General features: G+C 59.8%; 15 protein-coding genes and 1 tRNA gene. 5 read left to right on the forward strand and 11 right to left on the reverse strand.

Annotation, left to right across the window (positions count from 1 at the left end):
- Nucleotides 1–7: 7 nt before the first annotated feature.
- Nucleotides 8–556, reverse strand: a complete 549-nt coding sequence (gene hcaF, locus ACTJGZ_RS09310; RefSeq protein WP_441662654.1) for a 3-phenylpropionate/cinnamic acid dioxygenase subunit beta — start codon at nt 554–556, stop codon at nt 8–10.
- Complete coding sequence (gene hcaE, locus ACTJGZ_RS09315; protein WP_441662655.1) at nt 553–1911, reverse strand: 3-phenylpropionate/cinnamic acid dioxygenase subunit alpha; 1359 nt, start codon at nt 1909–1911, stop codon at nt 553–555. Before hcaE ends, hcaF begins: the two co-directional genes overlap by 4 nt.
- A gap of 134 nt (nt 1912–2045) precedes the next feature.
- Between hcaE and ACTJGZ_RS09320 the strand changes: the two genes are divergently transcribed.
- Both ACTJGZ_RS09320 and ACTJGZ_RS09325 read left to right on the forward strand, forming a co-directional pair.
- Complete coding sequence (locus ACTJGZ_RS09320) at nt 2046–3014, forward strand: LysR substrate-binding domain-containing protein (protein ID WP_441662656.1); 969 nt, start codon at nt 2046–2048, stop codon at nt 3012–3014.
- Nucleotides 3015–3104: 90 nt separating this feature from the next.
- A complete protein-coding gene (locus ACTJGZ_RS09325; protein WP_441662657.1) occupies nt 3105–3821 on the forward strand; it encodes an MgtC/SapB family protein in 717 nt (238 codons plus the stop codon).
- Between the two features lie 192 nt (nt 3822–4013).
- On the opposite strand, the gene ACTJGZ_RS09330 is transcribed toward ACTJGZ_RS09325, so the two are convergent.
- A complete protein-coding gene (locus ACTJGZ_RS09330) occupies nt 4014–4988 on the reverse strand; it encodes a helix-turn-helix domain-containing protein (RefSeq protein WP_441662658.1) in 975 nt (324 codons plus the stop codon).
- A 948-nt stretch (nt 4989–5936) separates the two neighbouring features.
- Here ACTJGZ_RS09330 and ACTJGZ_RS09335 point away from each other — a divergent pair.
- A tRNA-Cys gene (locus ACTJGZ_RS09335) sits at nt 5937–6010 on the forward strand.
- A 180-nt stretch (nt 6011–6190) separates the two neighbouring features.
- Here ACTJGZ_RS09335 and ACTJGZ_RS09340 read toward each other — a convergent pair.
- Nucleotides 6191–6511, reverse strand: a complete 321-nt coding sequence (locus ACTJGZ_RS09340) for a hypothetical protein (protein WP_441662659.1) — start codon at nt 6509–6511, stop codon at nt 6191–6193.
- 123 nt (nt 6512–6634) lie between these two features.
- Nucleotides 6635–7561 (reverse strand): DNA/RNA non-specific endonuclease, encoded by a 927-nt coding sequence (locus ACTJGZ_RS09345; RefSeq protein ID WP_441662660.1) that lies wholly within the window; start codon nt 7559–7561, stop codon nt 6635–6637.
- Nucleotides 7562–7805: 244 nt separating this feature from the next.
- Here ACTJGZ_RS09345 and ACTJGZ_RS09350 point away from each other — a divergent pair, with 244 nt between their 5' ends.
- On the forward strand, nt 7806–8105 hold the full coding sequence (locus ACTJGZ_RS09350) for a hypothetical protein (protein WP_441662661.1): 300 nt from the start codon (nt 7806–7808) through the stop codon (nt 8103–8105).
- A 236-nt stretch (nt 8106–8341) separates the two neighbouring features.
- On the opposite strand, the gene ACTJGZ_RS09355 is transcribed toward ACTJGZ_RS09350, so the two are convergent.
- The 6 genes from ACTJGZ_RS09355 to ACTJGZ_RS09380 form a co-directional block, all read right to left on the reverse strand.
- Nucleotides 8342–8887 (reverse strand): phosphoribosyltransferase, encoded by a 546-nt coding sequence (locus tag ACTJGZ_RS09355; protein WP_441662662.1) that lies wholly within the window; start codon nt 8885–8887, stop codon nt 8342–8344.
- Nucleotides 8888–9122: 235 nt separating this feature from the next.
- Nucleotides 9123–10418 (reverse strand): adenylosuccinate synthase, encoded by a 1296-nt coding sequence (locus tag ACTJGZ_RS09360; RefSeq protein WP_441662663.1) that lies wholly within the window; start codon nt 10416–10418, stop codon nt 9123–9125.
- Nucleotides 10419–10504: 86 nt separating this feature from the next.
- On the reverse strand, nt 10505–11671 hold the full coding sequence (locus ACTJGZ_RS09365; RefSeq protein WP_441662667.1) for an ATP phosphoribosyltransferase regulatory subunit: 1167 nt from the start codon (nt 11669–11671) through the stop codon (nt 10505–10507).
- 288 nt (nt 11672–11959) lie between these two features.
- Nucleotides 11960–13189, reverse strand: a complete 1230-nt coding sequence (locus tag ACTJGZ_RS09370; protein ID WP_441662668.1) for an MFS transporter — start codon at nt 13187–13189, stop codon at nt 11960–11962.
- Between the two features lie 54 nt (nt 13190–13243).
- Nucleotides 13244–14140, reverse strand: a complete 897-nt coding sequence (locus ACTJGZ_RS09375; RefSeq protein WP_441662664.1) for an amidohydrolase family protein — start codon at nt 14138–14140, stop codon at nt 13244–13246.
- Nucleotides 14141–14162: 22 nt separating this feature from the next.
- Nucleotides 14163–15353, reverse strand: a complete 1191-nt coding sequence (locus ACTJGZ_RS09380; protein ID WP_441662665.1) for an alpha-hydroxy acid oxidase — start codon at nt 15351–15353, stop codon at nt 14163–14165.
- 268 nt (nt 15354–15621) lie between these two features.
- On the opposite strand from ACTJGZ_RS09380, the gene ACTJGZ_RS09385 reads away from it, so the two are divergent.
- The gene (locus tag ACTJGZ_RS09385) at nt 15622–16542 is read left to right on the forward strand and encodes a LysR family transcriptional regulator (RefSeq protein WP_441662666.1); all 921 of its coding nucleotides are present in this window, start codon (nt 15622–15624) and stop codon (nt 16540–16542) included.
- The last annotated feature ends 76 nt before the right edge of the window (nt 16543–16618 follow it).

The following is a 16618-nucleotide window of genomic DNA, read 5'->3' on the forward strand; positions in this document are numbered from 1 at the left end:
CAGCCGCTCAGAACAGAACGCTGAGGTTATGGGATGTCATCACCACTTGATCCAGGGTGATATGGCGGCGGCACAACAGCCAGCCCGAAGCGTTATCGGCACGCCGCAGGCGGTCCTGCCGCATGCCGGCATAGAACACTTCGTCCCGCTCTTTCTGCGCCCGGTAGAGTATGAAGTTCTGCCGCACTTCATACTCACCCGGCAGCGCCGACTCGCGCACCCGCAAATTGGTAATCAGGTGACGCGTGCGCGACGGCGGCTCCTCCGCCCAGGCCATGCCGGTTTCCAGGCGGGCAATCCGGCGTTCCAGCTGAAACTTGCTGTCGTTGAATACCCAGGTGGTCGGCGGCTGGACGCTGCGGCGGCGGTCGCGCGTCTGGGCATTGACGGTCGTCCGCATGGTGTATTCGATATCTTCGGCCAACAGATCCAGCCAATCGCGAAACGCCCAGTCATCCAGCAATTCCGCTTCGAGGTACAGGAATTGGCCCAGTTCATGATGCAATTCCAGCGAGGCCACTTTGCCTGGCTCCAGGATGTCCACGGCTGCGCTCATTTCACCAGCTCCTCGGTGTATTGACGGGTACGCTCCTGCACTTCCTCCCAGGTCTCCGACAGCAGCAAGTCCGCCCAACGGCGGTACATGCCACGCGCAGCCGTTTCCGAGAAAATGTAGTTCGTCACCCCGGGAATGCCATCCTCCCGCAGGCGCTCGCGGCCCAGGCCCATTTCCATGCACAGCTTGCTATTGCGCGCCCGCTTGCCGCGTAAGACTTTCTGCACTTCGACCCAGTTTTCGGAGTCATCCTGCTCCAGAAAACCGGCAGGGCCAAACGCGCGGGTCGCGCTGCGCTCGAATGCTGCCTTCACCTCTTCCGGCGCAGCCTTGTCGGCAATACAGAAAGCCCAGACTTCCACCTGGTTCGGGCCGCGCGGATGCCAAACCCGCAAGGTCGCCGTTCCGTTCAGCCAGGACAGCGTCGGGAACATATTGTTGTGGCCCGCCAGGCGCAACGCACGCACTTCGCCCAGGCGCGCCAGCGCTTCGGGGTAGGTATCGCGGAAATATTGCGACACTTCGCCATCGACCCAGACATTCGCATCCGGCTGTTCAGTGAAGAAAAAGCCGCAGCCATGCCCGTCCTGGCCGAACTGCACCGCATCCTTGGCAGTTTCCCATACCGGTCGTGCCGTTTGGCCGGCCCCCAAGGCTTTGTCTGCCTCGCTTTTGGCGCCTAGCACCTGAACCGCAGAAGCATGGCTGAAGAGCGCGTGATACTGATCGCTGGCAAATTGCTCTGCCGGAAATTTCCAATTGCAGTCAATCACCCACTTATGCGGGCCGCCGATGATTTCCGTGCCGCCTTCGCGGCGATCCAGCACACCATCCAGATACCAGGCGATATCCCCCATGTACTCCCGCAGGCCCGGTGCACTGGCATCCCAGTTACCAAAGATCAGACCCTTGTAGATCTCGATCCGGGTCACTTCCTGCAAGCCCCATTTTTCCTTGCACAAGCCGTGCGGATAGGCGCGAGGCTCCAGCGGGACTTCCACCAGCGCGCCATCCACGCCGTAAGACCAGCCGTGATACGGACAGGTGAACGCACGGGTATTGCCGGAATCTGCGAAACTCACCCGCATGGAACGGTGGCGGCACTGATTCAGAAAGGCCTTGATGGAACCGTCCTTCTGACGCACCACCACAATCGGATCTTCACCCATATAGGTATTGAAGAAATCCCCAGCCTTGGGAATCTGACTTTCATGCGCCAGAAAGAGCCAGCAGCGCCCGAAAACCCTCTCCAATTCCAGTTCATAAATATCGGGATCGGTATAGATGGACGGGGTCACGCGGCCGTTCTGCGCATCCACCAAAGCCTCTAAATCCCGCAGCGTGCTAATGGACATGCTGTGTCTCCTTGTTCTGCATGGTTGCCAGTGCTGATCTGTGCAGCACTTGAGGCCGAATTGTCAGCAATGCCATCCGCTCTGTAAAATAGTTGTTTCATCTCTATTAAGACGTACAACCTATTAATACAGCCATGGAACTAAGACATCTAAGATATTTCATTGCCGTGGCTGAGGAATTGAATTTCACTCGTGCCGCGCAACGGCTGCACACCTCGCAACCTTCCCTGAGCCAGCAGATCATTCATCTGGAAGAGGAAATCGGCTTTCCCTTGCTGGAACGCACCAAACGGCGCGTGGAGTTGACGGAAGTCGGCAAGGTATTTCTTACCGAAGCCCGGCAAGCCCTGATGCAGGTTGACAATGCTGTCACCCGTGCGCGCCGCGCCGGGCGGCACACGGAACAAACCTTAAAGATCTGTTTTGTGCCTTCGGCAGAGATCCGTATTTTTCCGTCCATCCTGCCCGAGCTGCGCATGCATTACCCGACCTTGAACATCAGCCTGCACAGCCTGATCAACGACGAACAGGAACCGGCGCTGCTGCGCGGCGATATTGACGTCGCCTTTCTGCGCCCGCCCCTGAAATCGGCCGAGCTGACCACGCACCTGGTCTATACCGAACCCCTGCAGGTATTTCTGCCAGCCAGCCATCCTCTATCGGCCATGCGCCGCATCACGCCGCAAATGCTGGACGGCGAGCCGCGCATCGCCTCAGATCCGGCCTTTACCAAACCGCTCTTTGACCTGGTCGAAACCTATCTGGAACGCCACGGCGTCCGCAGCCCCATTGTTCAGCAGGCCTCGAACATCCTGCTCAACGTCAACTTGGTGGGCGCAGGTATCGGCTATGCTTTGCTGCCTGCCTATGCCGCCACCATGGCCGGCCATTCGGTCTGTGTGCGCCAGTTCGAAAGCCATGCCCCGGAAATCGACCTCATCATGGCCTACCGGGCTAATGACCCCTCGCCGCTGCTGCCGACCTTGCGCCAGCTGGTCTGCCCGGATAACGGCAATGACCGTTTTCTCGTTCCCCCGCAAGGCAGCGCCGGCACCACAGACCTCACCGCCTTGCCGCAAGGCGCCCGGCCGTCTTGCAATTGACACATGCGCAACATGCGCAAGCACTAGAATCGCGCCAGGCTGCCTTGCTGCCCCGCGCCCTTCCCTGAACGCCTGCCAATCACGGACCCCATGAACGCGATTCACAACATTAATCTGCCTTCCCTGCTCGATACCCTCATCAGCCTGAGCGCCGCCTTCATCCTGGGCAGCATCATCGGCATCGAACGCCAATACCGGCAGCGCACCGCCGGCCTGCGCACCAATGTCCTGGTCGCTGTCGGCGCAGCGCTTTTTGTCGATATCGCCTTTCGTTTGCATGACTCCGATGGCGCCGTGCGGGTCATTGCCTATGTGGTTTCTGGCGTGGGCTTTCTGGGCGCGGGCGTCATCATGCGCGAAGAAGGCAATGTGCGCGGCCTCAATACCGCCGCTACGCTCTGGGGTTCCGCAGCCGTCGGCGCCGCGGCAGGTTCCGATCTATTGATCGAAGCCATTCTGGGCACGGTATTCGTCCTGGCGGCCAACACCCTGCTGCGCCCGGTGGTCGATTCCATCAACCGCCAGCCGCTGGATACCGAATCCGTGGAAGTCACCCATTCGCTGCAACTCATTGTCGATCGCGCGCATCAGAAACTGGTGATGCAGCATCTCAAAGATGAGCTGGCGCGCTGCAATTTCCCGAAACAGGAACTGGAGATAGAGCCCTTTGGCCAGGACGAAGTAAAAATCGAGGCCACGCTGGCATCCACTTCGGTAGATGGCAAAGTGCTCGATTCCCTGGTGCATCACCTGGCCGCTGTGCATGGCGTGCGCCAGGCATTCTGGAGCCCCAGCACCCGGGAATAAGGCAGGCTTATGGCCGCGGCCGCCAAATCATGGCGGCTTGCTTTTTTATCCGGCCAGCCGCCCGGCCACAAAACCTGGCTTTTTGTTCGCGGCGGGCGGGCATGGCAACTGCTGCAATGTTTCTTTATTCCAGCCCGGCATGGCGCTACAAATGTATTGCCACCGTATTGCCACCAGCCGCCCGCTATTTCCTCAAATATAACCGGCGACTTCGCGCAAACTATTCTTGCGCACCGTACTGGGCGTGGCGCCATAAAAACGGCGGAAAATCTTGCCAAAATAAACAGGATCAGAAAACCCGCAATTCCAGCAGATTTCAGAAATACTGTGATGCATGAATTCGACGCTGGTCAGCATTTCCCAAGCCCGCCGGATTCTCCTGTCACGGACAAAAGAAACGAATGTCACGCCATCACCATATTTGGAAAAAAGATTCTGAATATAGCGTGAGGAAATACCAAACTGATTCGCCACGAAATCCGACGACATATCCGGATTGGCGTAATTATCCGAAATCCAGTGGCACAGGCGCTGGAACAGCACCTCGCCCTTGCTGCGCAAGGCCTCCTGGGCGTCATGTTCCTGCCCCTGGACACCGCGCGCCTCGGCGCCGCCCAGCAAGGCGCGCCGCAGCAATGCCATGATGTGCTGTTCCAGCATCAGCCAGGCCGATTCGTCTCCCACTGTCTGTACCAGCAAAGGCAGATCCAGACTGTCGATATAGGACGACAGCACCTTGCCCCAGCCGGTCTTCAAACGCACCTTGCCCGCTTGGCGCTTCAGCAGCATCCGGTCATAGGTCATCAGGCTCTGGCTGGGCAGCACCAGCATGCAGCCGCGGAAATCATGAAACCCGGTGGCATCCACATCGCCGCGGCGCATCAGCACCAGTTCGGCATTGGGAATCACCACAAAATCCTCACGACTCATCATGCTCCACTTGGAGCGAGTCAGGAATAACAGCCAGCTATCCTCAGGCTCGTCGCGCAAAGGAAAATCACTGGGTTCGTATTTTTTTATCCGCCAGCCGGAATCATCGTGCTCGCTGGCAGACACCGGCACCAGTGAGGAAAAAGGCGCAGATAGCAATATCTGGAATAGCCGTTCCTGAACCGTGAATCCGAAAACACAATCCAGAGTATCCTGCCCGGCATTCCACGCATTCACTGCAATTGAAGGGTTTAATGGCATGGCCTGAGAGTGCTTTATCCTGATTAGAAAAACCAATCGCGCCACAAGCCATCACAACAATGAGCGCTGATCCTGATTAGCCATGAAGGATGGGACATCCCTCAAAAAACATATTAGGAATTTTGTCACTAAAGACCGTCTTAATGCGCACTGAAATTTTATAAAGTGTCAAAACATCTACAATTCCCCATAAAGCTCACAAATTTTTGAACTTTACGGAAGCTGGCATGCCTATTCTTCCTTCCGAGCGCGCGGCAGCGGCACTTTCCCGGCCCGCTCAGTGCCGCTTTCAAACACATCGCCATATGCCGCAGATATCCTGAAAAACCCTCATGCAAAACATCATGAAAAGTATAGAAATACACAGACACAAATAGCATTTCTTTTAAATTTCGCAAGAAGATGAGGGCAAAGATTCAAGAATGAAGAAAAGTCTGATATGTTTACGGTTGTTAAATGTGCTACGGGAGATCTGCCATGTATCAGCACCGTGACAATAGCTCGCAAGATTTTTGGGCATGGACTTCTATCGAGCAGGAGCTCATAGAGTACCAACAGAAAGTCTACGGCAATAGTTCTCAGCTACAGACAACAATCCGCAAGCCAATCATTAAAGCTGCGTCAGAGCCGCATCCAACAATAAAACGATATATTGTCACACCGTAGAATGCAGTTGTCCCGATGGTGTTTCATGGATAAAACTCAGGGCAGCCAAATCGCCCTGAGTGAATACCTTATATAAATGACTTAGTTACTTTCAGAACTAGGTCTGCCCCCTCTTCCCCCTGCCCAACCCCAGCAAAAACGGCTACCCTTGACAGGCAGCCTTGAGCACGTTAATATTTAAAGCTTCACGACGATGACGACCCAGCCCAACCGGCGCTAAGCCAGGTTTCAGTAAGCGGTCTATCGTGGCGATGAAATGGCGCAATGGCAGAGTGGTTATGCAGCGGATTGCAAATCCGTGTACGTCGGTTCGATTCCGGCTTGCGCCTCCAGACATATCAAGGGCTTACGCAATCAGCGTAGGCCTTTTTTGTTTGGGGGTGTGGGGAATTTCAGCCTTCCTGCGTGACAGATGCCGGCCAAGCGCCGAATATGGTCAGAATAGGTGCCCGATAGTTCAGGATAGGGCCAGCGCAAGCAGCGGGCGCCTGGCGCCCGCTGCCTAGACTTGTTTACCAGAGCAGGTAGAACAGCAGCACCGCCGCCACGATGATGGCGGCCCCCAGGCCGGCAATGTTCAGCCAGGCGCCCGCCTTTTGGCCAGTGGCCGCCGCTTCGACAGAGGCCTGCGCCATTTGCGCTTCCAGTTCATTATCGTAAGCCAGCATGAATTCCTGCTCCCGGCCCGGAAAGTCATTGGCCGCCGCCTGCGCCTCGGCCCGCAGCTCTTGCGCGCGGCGCGAGGGAGAGACTGCTGCTGCCTGGATTTCCACCTGGGCTTCCGCAGCATGCAGACGGGCCAGTTCGATTGCAGTATGTTTGACTTCAGCCATCGCCCATCTCCTGAGGTTGGATGCTTTCATCATACCCGAGATGCCCCTCAGTGCCTCCTCAGCGCCCCTTCGTGCCTCGTTACCACCCTCCTGCCACCCCAGCCGCTACAGCTGGCAGCCCGCTTATTGCGCGGCGCCTGGCGGCAGAAGCTGCAGGCCGGTGCGCCTGACGAATTCTTCGTAGCTGATGGGCGCCCCCGCCTTGGTATCGGCCCGGTTCGCCTGCCAATGCACCCAGGCGCGCCCGGTACTGGCGTCATAGACGAGCTTGTAGAGATGGCTGGGCACAGCGACCCGGCCCGCCCCGATGACGGCAGGGTCAGTGTCAAACACTGGGCCGGTAAAGATATAGACATCGCCACGCGCGCGCTGCACGTATTTGCGTGTGTCCTGCTCGATGCGGCTCCAGGCCCCGCCGTTGTGAATTTGATTTTGGGGCACCATGTTGGCGAGCGAAAAGCTTTGCGCCATGGCATCTGCCGTATGCATGTCTCCCGCCGGCGCCATATGGCCGCGCGAGTAGCCCGAACCGCGGTAATCCTGAAGCCTGGATCTGTCTGCCGCCGGCAAGCGGCCTTCTTCGTAGAATTTGTTGGTGCGGCCTATGCCCTGGCCTTGCTGCAACATTTGCCGATTCAAGCGCTGCGCGACAAAGACCGGTGTTTTCCACTGCCCGCCATGCAGAATGGCAAAGGCGCTGAAACATAATTCCCGCAGTCTGGGCTGATCCGGCACAACTGGCGGCTGGCCGCCAGGGAAGAATTGCGGGCAATTGGCAAAGGCAGTCTGGATACTGTCGTGCCCCGGCCGCGCCTGCGGCGCATCGCCCTGCCATTCCAGGCGGGAGACCAGGGCCTCCAGGGATAAATCAGGCCGGAACTCGGGATGCAACGCACAGCTGGCAGCCAGAAACGAGGCCAGCGCAGAAGCGCCGCACGCCCTGATGAAACGCCCGACCCGCCCACTGCCCGATCGCGTGCTGCCACGATGACGGCTTGTTTTGCTTGCTGCTGTTTTCTTGCGTGATGCGGGTTTCTTTTTGATGCTCATACTGCCAATTTCGATATGCTGCGAGCGAGCCCGCCACGGCGGTAACTCCCCATGGGCATTGTAGCCTTTTTGGCTTGCCCTACCCGCCGCCCCACAACAGCAATACCCAGCAATACCCATCAATACTTAAGCACGCTTTACTGCCGCTTTGCCGCGCCAGGCCGCCAGACGCCTGCCGGCACTTAGTGCCATAATTCCCCTGCCGCATCCGCTGCGGCACTTTTTTCCATTTTCTTAGTGCGTCATGAAAAAAACTCTTCCCATGCTGCTCGCTATCGCAGCCGCCAGTTTATTGTCCGCTTGCGGCAAGGCAGATAGCATTCCCCAGGATACGCTGTGCGCTTATTCCACTGATGAGGAAGCCAAGGCATGCAAACCTGGGCAGCTGTCCTACTTCCAGCCCAGCAACTGGGGCAATCAACAATTGCCGCTGCAAGTGGCCGCGACGTATTGCGATTTCAACTATCAGGTTATGCACACCCAGGCGGGCGTGCTCTGCGTCTTTACCGATAAGCGCCTGCACTTGCTGAACCAGCAGCAATAAAAACAGGCCCGGCAAGCCTTCCCTGCCGGGAAGGCTGAACCGGACCTGTCATTCAGGCTTGCGTGCTGTGCATGCCCGCAGCGTGGCTGCGATCATGCCAGGCCGTCCCTGACTTAATCCCTGACTTAGTCTCTGATCAGGCCCTCTGCCAGTCCCTGCCTGATAATACCGGCAAGCGCTTGCAGCCCTGGTCTGAGTCCATCCCGGCCAGCTTGGTCAAGACCGGCGGGAAACGATCAAGTGTTTTTGACGCCTTTCTGCATCCAGGCAGCCAGCTGATGCGGCCGCAGGCTGTCGTAATCTTCGAACGGCTGGTGAATCCAGGGGTTGGTCGGCAAGCGCTGGACATAGTAATCCGGCGTCGCCTGCGCGCGCCCCTTCCACCACAGCACGGCCGTCCGCAACTCGGTAATGGCCGGGAATTGATGGCGCAGGTGTTCACGCACCCGGTTGAAGGTCAGACCGGTATCGACCATGTCGTCAACCAGCAGCACTTTGCCGTCCAGCGAGCCGCGCGTAATGGTAATGAACTGGGCAATATCCAGGTCTCCCTGCTGAGTGCCCGCCGCTTCCCGATAGCTGCTGGTCGCCAGAATGCCCAGCGGCACGTCATAAATGCGCGAGATGACATCCCCAACACGCACGCCGCCACGAGCCAGGCACAGAATCTTGTCGAACGCCCAGCCGGATTCGTACACCTTGAGGCTCAGGCTTTCGATCAGGCGGTTATATTCTTCCCAGCTGACCCACAGGTCGCTATCGGTGTTTTCAGGAAGGGCCATACTCATTACTCCATGCGAGTTCCAGACGGCCATCCAGGCGCCCGGCAACGTCAAAAAATGCCAGGCTAGCGCGATTTTTCCGGGCCGCAGCGAGTCCGCTGCCTCCCAGACATCCGCTGCCTGGCGATAAAAAAAACCGCAGCCTGATGGCTGCGGCAGAAATCATAACGCCAAGCGGCGTCCGCTGTCTTTTCGAATCAGCCACTTGAGCGTGTCAGTGGCCGAAAAACAGGGTTTAATCCTTGAACGGATGCTTCATCAGGATGGTTTCATTGCGGTCCGGCCCGGTCGATACCATTGCGATGGGCACACCGCAGACTTCCGCCATGCGCTCCAGGTAGCGGCGCGCATTCGCCGGCAGCGCATCATAGGATTGCACGCCAACGGTGGATTCCGTCCAGCCCGGCAGGGTTTCAAACACGGCTTCCGTGCGGGCCACCGCCGCGGCGCCGCTGGGCAGCACGTCAACGAACTTGCCATCCAGGTTGTAACCCACGCCGATCTTGATTTCTTTCAGGCCATCGAGCACGTCGAGCTTGGTAATGCACAAGCCGCTGATGCCATTGAGACGCACCGAGCGCTTCAGCGCGGCGCCATCGAACCAGCCGCAACGGCGCGGACGGCCCGTGACGGCGCCGAATTCCTTGCCCACCTTGGCCAGATAAGATCCGATGTCGTCATGCAGTTCCGTGGGGAACGGGCCGGAACCGACACGTGTGGCGTATGCCTTGGTGATACCCAGCACATAGGACAGCGCCTGCGGGCCGACGCCAGCGCCGGCAGAGGCCGCGCCAGCAATGCAATTGCTGCTGGTGACAAAGGGGTAAGTGCCGTGGTCCACATCCAGCAGCGCGCCTTGCGCACCTTCGAACAGCAGGTTCTGGCCGGCTTCGCGGGCTTCGAACAGCAGCGTCGAAACGTCTGCCACCATGGGCTTGATGATGGGCGCAAAGGCCAGCGCTTCGTCCAGCACCTTCTGGAATTCGACAGCCGTGCCACCCAGGTATTGCGTCAGCACGAAGTTATGGTAATCCAGCACTTCTTCCAGCTTGGCGGCGAATTGGGCTTCGTCGTACAGATCCTGCACACGCAGGGCGCGGCGGCCAACCTTGTCTTCATAGGCCGGGCCAATGCCGCGGCCGGTCGTGCCGATCTTGCCTTCGCCCTTGCGCGCTTCGCGGGCCTGATCCACAGCCACGTGGTACGGCAGGATCAGCGTGCAGGCCTCGGAAATTTTCAGGCGGGAACGCACATCCAGGCCAGCGGCTTCCAGCTCGGCCACTTCCGTCATCAGCGCCTGCGGCGACAGCACGACGCCATTGCCGATGTAGCAGGTCACGCCAGGATGCATGATGCCCGAGGGAATCAGGCGCAACACGGTTTTATTGCCGTTGATCCACAGCGTGTGGCCGGCATTGTGGCCGCCCTGGAAACGCACGACGCCCTGGGCCGATTCTGCCAGCCAGTCAACGATCTTGCCCTTGCCTTCATCACCCCACTGGGTGCCAATCACTACTACGTTCTTAGCCATGTCTGTATTCGAAAAAAGGAGATTCAAATCCGGAAAAGCCCTGGAACGGACGCCATGGCGGCCTCCGCTCTGGTCACATGCCGATATCAGGCACGTTCCAGCGACCGCAACTTCCAGGCGCCTTCGTGTTCGTAAAGTTCCCTGTCGCAGAAGAACTCATCCTGCTCATGCTCGTGGCCGGGCAGCATCTGCACCACGACTTCACCGTGGCTGCGCAGTTCCTGCACCACTTTTTCCAGGACAGGATCCGTGCTCCAGGGCGCCCGGATGGCCGGAGAGGCCTGGGCCGGCTGCAAACCGGCAGCCAGCTTGCGCAAATCCAGGCTGAAGCCGGTCGCCGGGCGCGCCCGCAAACCAGATTCCCCGACTTTGTCGTAACGGCCGCCACGCACAACTTCATCATGCCAGCCTTGCGCGTAAATCGCGAAAGTCACCCCGGAGTGATAGCCGTAGCCCCCCACTTCCGCCAGGTCGATGCTGATGCAGGGCACATCCAGCGCCTGCGCCATGGTTTGCAGCTGATCCAGCGCCGCCGCCACGCCAGGCAAGGCTGGCAGGCTGTGCCGCGCGCGGTCCAGCACTTCCAGGCCGCCATACAGGCTGGGCAGCCGTTCCAGCGCCGCCCAGGTAGCGGGCGCTACGCCTGCCGCAACTGCGGCCAACTCGCGCAACCCAGGAATATCCTTGTCGCGCAACAGGGTATAGACCGCTTCGGCATGCGGCTGAATGGCGGGATCGGCTTCCAGGATGGCCTGCGCCAGCCCGGGATGGTACAGATCCAGCCGGGCATCTTCGACGCCCGCCACGCGGGCGCTGGCGAAAGCCAGGCGCACGATTTCAAGGTCGGCTTCCACACCGGCATGACCATACAGTTCCGCGCCGATCTGCAGCAATTCGCGCTGCGACAGCAAACCAGCCGGCCGCGTATGCAGCACCGTGCCGCAATAGCACAAACGCGTCACGGCATCACGGTTCAGCAGGTGCGCGTCGATGCGCGTCACCTGACGCGTCATGTCGGCACGTATGCCCAGGGTGCGGCCGGACAGCTGGTCCACCAGCTTGAATGTACGCAGGCTCAAATCCCGCCCGGTACCCGACAACAGTGAATCTATGTATTCGACCAGCGGCGGCGCCACCAGCTCATAGCCATAAACCCGGTAGAGATCCAGCAACTTGCGGCGCAGCTCTTCGATACGTCGTGCTTCTGCCGGCAATGTGTCGGCAATCCCTTCCGGAAGCAACCAATCGCCCATCATGATATTTCAGCAATTCCCAAAACTGGATACGCTTGCGCAAAATGCGCGGGCAAACAAAAAGCGGCTTGGGGCGTAAGCCCGGCAAGCCGCCTAGGAGTAACGCAAGGGTCTGTTCCAGACAGACTTCCTGCAATTAGCTTACGGGTTATTGTAAACCCTTTGCCAATTTACTCAAACCTTCGCCAGAAGGCTTGGGCCACCCGATTGGACTGCCCGATTGCGCCGCCCTGACGCGCACAGGCTGGCAGCCGCTTGGCCGGGCCGCCAGCCTCGCGCCGGCTGCCCTTAGCCGATTTCGCGGCCCTTGGTTTCAGGCAGCAGCAAGGCCGTTACCAGCACGACCGCATAAGCCGTTCCGGCGAAGATGCCAATTGCCATGCCCAGCCCCGTCGCCCCGGAGAGATAGCCCACCAGGCTGGGGAACAGCGCGCCCACCCCTCGGCCGAAGTTATAGGCGAACCCTTGTCCGGTCGCCCGCACATCCGACGGGAACAGCTCGGTCAGATAGGCCCCCATGCCGCTGAAAATTCCCGAAGCGGCAAAGCCCAGCGGGAAGCCCAGATACAGCATCTGTTCATTGCTCAGCTGGAATTGCGTATAGGCATACACGCTGATGCACGAAATCACGGCAAAGATCAGCAGATTGGCGCGGCGCCCCAGGCGATCCGTGAGATAAGCGCCCACGATATAGCCGATGAACGAGCCCACGATGATGACCATCAGATAACCGCCAGTGCCCACCACCGACAAGTGGCGCTCGCTCTTCAGGAACGTCGGCAGCCAGGTTGTCACGGCGTAATAGCCGCCCTGCACGCCAGTGCACAGAATCGCGCTCAGCACCGTGGTTTTGAGCAGCCCGGGCGAAAAGATTTTCCACGGCGAACTGCGCTCACCCCGGCTGGCCTGTTCTTTCTTGGTGCGCTCAAAGATTTCGGGTTCCGGCACATGGCGGCGGATATACAACACCAGCAGCGCCGGGATCACGCCGATCCAGAACAGCGAACGCCAGGCCCAGTCTTCCGGCAAGACACTGAAAGCCAGGGTATAAAGCAGCGCTGCCAAGCCCCAGCCAATGGCCCAGCCGCTCTGCACGGTACCAACGGCACGGCCGCGGTATTGCGTCCGCACGATTTCACCCATCAGCACCGAGCCTACGGCCCACTCGCCGCCAAAACCCAGGCCTTGCAGGGCGCGCAGCACAAAGACCTGCTCAAAATTCTGCGCAAAGCCGATCAGCACCGTGCACACGGAGAACCACAGAATCGTTGCCTGCAGCACCCGCACACGGCCATAACGGTCAGCCAGGATACCGGCAAGCCAGCCGCCCACTGCCGAGAACAGCAATGTGACCGTCCCGAGCATCCCGGCCTGGGTGCGGTCGATATTGAACAAGGTGATCAAGGTCGTAATAACGAAGGTGAACACCATGAAATCGAGCGCGTCCAGCGCCCAGCCGCCAAAGGCGGCGATAAAAGTTTTCCGTTCCTTGGGGGAAAGTTCCGAATACCAGCTCATCATCCTGTCTCCTATTTATGAATATCTGTATGCCGCTCTGCCGCCTGCCGCCATTCAGGCCGGCGTGGCAGGAAAGCCATAGAGACGCGCGGGGTTATCGACCAGAATGCGGCGGCGCGTCTGCGCATCCGGCGCCCACTGTGGCAACAGATTGAGCAATTTCCCGGTATCCGGCATTTGCTCGCGCGCCACGTGCGGCCAGTCACTGCCCCAGACCATGCGGTCCGGTGCCAGTTCGATCAGCGATTGCGCCAGCGGCGCAACATCGCGGAAAGTTTCAAAGTCGTCGCTGATGCGGTAAGCGCCCGACAATTTGACCCAGAAGCCATGATCCGCCACCAGGCTGCGCATAGCCTGGTAACCCGGCGCATCCAGCCCCATGGAAACCGGGGCATGCCCCATATGGTCGATCACGCCAGGCACAGGCAGGCGCGTCATGCGCGGCATCAGTTCCGGCAGATCACGCACGTCCATCAGGAACTGCATGTGCCAGCCCAGCGGCGCAATGCGCGCCGCCAGCCGTTCCATGGCATCAAACCCGATACCGCCGCCAAACAGCACATTGATGCGCAGGCCGCGCACGCCAGCCGCATGCATGGCTTCGAGTTCCTGGTCGCTGATGTCGGCATCCACCACGGCAATACCGCGCAGCCGCTGCGGATGACGCTGCAGCACTTCCAGCATATAGCGGTTATCCGTGCCATAAACACTGATTTGTATCAGCACGCCATAGCTCATGTGATTGCTGTCGAGCATCGCCAGGTATTTCTGCTCAGGCGCAGGCGGCGGCGTATAGCTGCGGTTGGCAACCATCGGGTAGGCATCGCTGGCGGCGACGACATGGGCATGGGTATCGACAGCGCCGGGCGGCACCTCGAAAGCCGGTGCTTCGAACTGCGCCAAAGGCGCCCGGCAGAGCGCTGCGGTTTCGGTTTGAGGGTGGCTAGACATAAGGGCCTCGCTAAGAACAGGGTCAGGAAAGGGTGCGCGGCACCAGGCACGCGGGAGTCAATTCATCGCAACGGTTAATGCCCAGCATGCCCATGTTGCGGCTGATTTCCTCGCGCAGCAAATCAATCGCATGGGCCACGCCTGCCTCGCCGGCAATCGCCGCGGCGTAGTTAAAGGGGCGCCCGACAAACACCATGCGAGCGCCCATGGCCAGCGCGACCATGACATCCGACCCGCGCCGGAAACCGCTATCGACCATGACCGGCAAATCCGGCACAGCCGCCACGACCGCCTGCAAAGAACGCAAGGGTGAAATGGCGCCATCCAGCTGGCGGCCACCGTGGTTGGAAACAATCACAGCATCAGCGCCATGTTCTTGGGCCAGGCGCGCATCCGCCGGATGCAAAATGCCCTTGATCACCAGATTGCCGTGCCACTGCCGCCGGATGTCTGCGAAATGGCGCCAGTTCAGGTGATCACGCGCGCTGAAATCGCGCAGGACAGTGGCAGACAGAATAGGCGCGCCACGCGTGGCAAATGAATTCTCGAAATGCGGCATGCCGTGACGCAGCAATGTCCGCAGAAAGGTGCCCAGCAACCACGATGGCCGCGTCAGGCCGTCCCAGGCCAGGCGCAGGCTGGGCTTGAGCGGCGTGGAAAAGCCGGCGCGGATATTGTTTTCCCGGTTGGCATTGACGGGAATATCCACCGTCACCACCAGCGTATCGCAACCCGTGCGCGCCACGCGGTCCAGCAAGGCGGCAATCCGTTCGCTATCACCCGGCAGATAGGCCTGAAACCAGGTGCCGGGCACCTCTTCCATCACGGTTTCCAGCGGAATCACGGAGGTGCCGCTCAGCACGGCAGGAATATTCGCGGCGCGCGCGGCACGTGCTTGCACGATATCGCCACGGTAGGCCGTCAAGGCAGACAGCCCCATGGGCGCAATGCCGAACGGACTGTCGTAGGTACGGCCAAACAGCTCCACTTTCTGGCTGCGGTTCGATACATCCGTCAGAATGCGCGGCAGCAGACCATATTCCAGCAAGGCCTGCTGGTTATCACGCCCGGCGCGGCCATCTTCCACCGTGCCTGCCACATACTCGAACAGCGGCCGGGGCAAATGGCGCCGGGCCCGGTGTTCGAAATCCTGCAAGTTCAAAACACCGCGCAATTTGCGGCGCTCGCTGGCGTTCATAGAAGGAAGAGACATGGGTGCTGCGCCTTGAATACGACGATGAAGCGCATTCTAAAAATGGCTCTTTATTTGGTAAATTGAAATAAACACCAGCCGCAGCTTGAATAAAATCGAACAAAAAAAGACTGTCATACCCGATAATGGCGGCCATGCTGGCTGCGGCGCCCGGCATGCGCTGCGCTCCGCCATGCAAAACCCCGGCCCAGCCCGCGTCACCCTGGTGTTAACCCCTAGCCCGCAGCCGTCTCAGCGCCCTCAGTCTCTCTTCACGGACCGTCATGCCATGATGCCGCCGACCCTCAAACAGATCGAAGCCTTTTACCGGGCCGCCACCTGCGCCAATTTCGCCACGGCCGCCCAGCGCCTGCACCTTTCGCTCTCCTCTCTGTCAAAACGGATCAGCGAGCTGGAAAGCGCCCTGGGCGTGCAGCTATTCGATAGGCGCGGCAATCGCGCCACCCTCACCCATGACGGCCAGCGTCTGCTGCCTGTCGCCCTGGGCGCCCTGGATGCGGCGCAAGCCTTGCAGCAAGCGGCCAGCAGTCAGGGCAGCAGCCTGAGCGGCAGTTTCGAATTGGGCGCGGGGGAATTGTCAGCGCTGAGCTGGCTGCCGGACTTTGCCGCCCAGGCCCGCGCGCGCCACCCCGCGCTGCACTTGGCCTTGGATGTGGATATGGGCGCCCCGCTGGAGCAGCGGCTGGCGGCAGGAAAACTGGATTTGGCGGTGATCGCCGGGCGCTCTTCCCGCAGCGATATTCTGTCGCAGCCCATCGGCCGGGCAGACTTCGAATGGGTCGCCGCCCCCGCCCTGCTCGCGGGCCGCCGGCCGCGGCAGCGCGGGCTAGCCGCCTTGCTCCAGGAGATGCCGCTGATCACCCTGCCTGCTGGCGCAGGAACCACGCGCATCCTGGATGACTGGCTGATGGCGCAACACATCCCGCATGTCACGCGCCTCTCCTGTAATAACTGGACGGCTGTCGCGGGCATGCTGCGGCGCGGGCTGGGCGTGGGCTTTCTGCCCAGCGGCTGGGCGCTGCATGCAGACGATGCCCACCCGCTGGCGCGCCTGGACCATCCGCAGCCGCTGGCGCCGCTGCTGTATTCGGTGCAATGGCGCCGGGGCGATGACCGCCCGCTGGTGCAGGCAATGCGCGAATTACTGGCAGACTGCGTCGATTTTTCTTCGCCCAGGGAGCATCTCTGACCCCCAGGCGCGCGGCGCAGCCCGCCAGGCCGTATTTGGGATAGGTTTATTTGGGATAGGTATAGAACCCTTCACC

The organism is Kerstersia sp. (genome assembly GCF_052103615.1).
In the GTDB taxonomy this organism is placed as follows: Bacteria; Pseudomonadota; Gammaproteobacteria; order Burkholderiales; family Burkholderiaceae_B; genus Kerstersia.

Bases quoted from the DNA above. Each gene is read 5' to 3' on its own strand.
- hcaF (WP_441662654.1), bottom strand. From the start codon at position 556: ATGAGCGCAGCCGTGGACATCCTGGAGCCAGGCAAAGTGGCCTCGCTG.
- hcaE (WP_441662655.1), bottom strand. From the start codon at position 1,911: ATGTCCATTAGCACGCTGCGGGATTTAGAGGCTTTGGTGGATGCGCAG.
- ACTJGZ_RS09320 (WP_441662656.1), top strand. From the start codon at position 2,046: ATGGAACTAAGACATCTAAGATATTTCATTGCCGTGGCTGAGGAATTG.
- ACTJGZ_RS09325 (WP_441662657.1), top strand. From the start codon at position 3,105: ATGAACGCGATTCACAACATTAATCTGCCTTCCCTGCTCGATACCCTC.
- ACTJGZ_RS09340 (WP_441662659.1), bottom strand. From the start codon at position 6,511: ATGGCTGAAGTCAAACATACTGCAATCGAACTGGCCCGTCTGCATGCT.
- ACTJGZ_RS09345 (WP_441662660.1), bottom strand. From the start codon at position 7,561: ATGAGCATCAAAAAGAAACCCGCATCACGCAAGAAAACAGCAGCAAGC.
- ACTJGZ_RS09350 (WP_441662661.1), top strand. From the start codon at position 7,806: ATGAAAAAAACTCTTCCCATGCTGCTCGCTATCGCAGCCGCCAGTTTA.
- ACTJGZ_RS09355 (WP_441662662.1), bottom strand. From the start codon at position 8,887: ATGGCCCTTCCTGAAAACACCGATAGCGACCTGTGGGTCAGCTGGGAA.
- ACTJGZ_RS09360 (WP_441662663.1), bottom strand. From the start codon at position 10,418: ATGGCTAAGAACGTAGTAGTGATTGGCACCCAGTGGGGTGATGAAGGC.
- ACTJGZ_RS09365 (WP_441662667.1), bottom strand. From the start codon at position 11,671: ATGGGCGATTGGTTGCTTCCGGAAGGGATTGCCGACACATTGCCGGCA.
- ACTJGZ_RS09370 (WP_441662668.1), bottom strand. From the start codon at position 13,189: ATGAGCTGGTATTCGGAACTTTCCCCCAAGGAACGGAAAACTTTTATC.
- ACTJGZ_RS09375 (WP_441662664.1), bottom strand. From the start codon at position 14,140: ATGTCTAGCCACCCTCAAACCGAAACCGCAGCGCTCTGCCGGGCGCCT.
- ACTJGZ_RS09380 (WP_441662665.1), bottom strand. From the start codon at position 15,353: ATGTCTCTTCCTTCTATGAACGCCAGCGAGCGCCGCAAATTGCGCGGT.
- ACTJGZ_RS09385 (WP_441662666.1), top strand. From the start codon at position 15,622: ATGATGCCGCCGACCCTCAAACAGATCGAAGCCTTTTACCGGGCCGCC.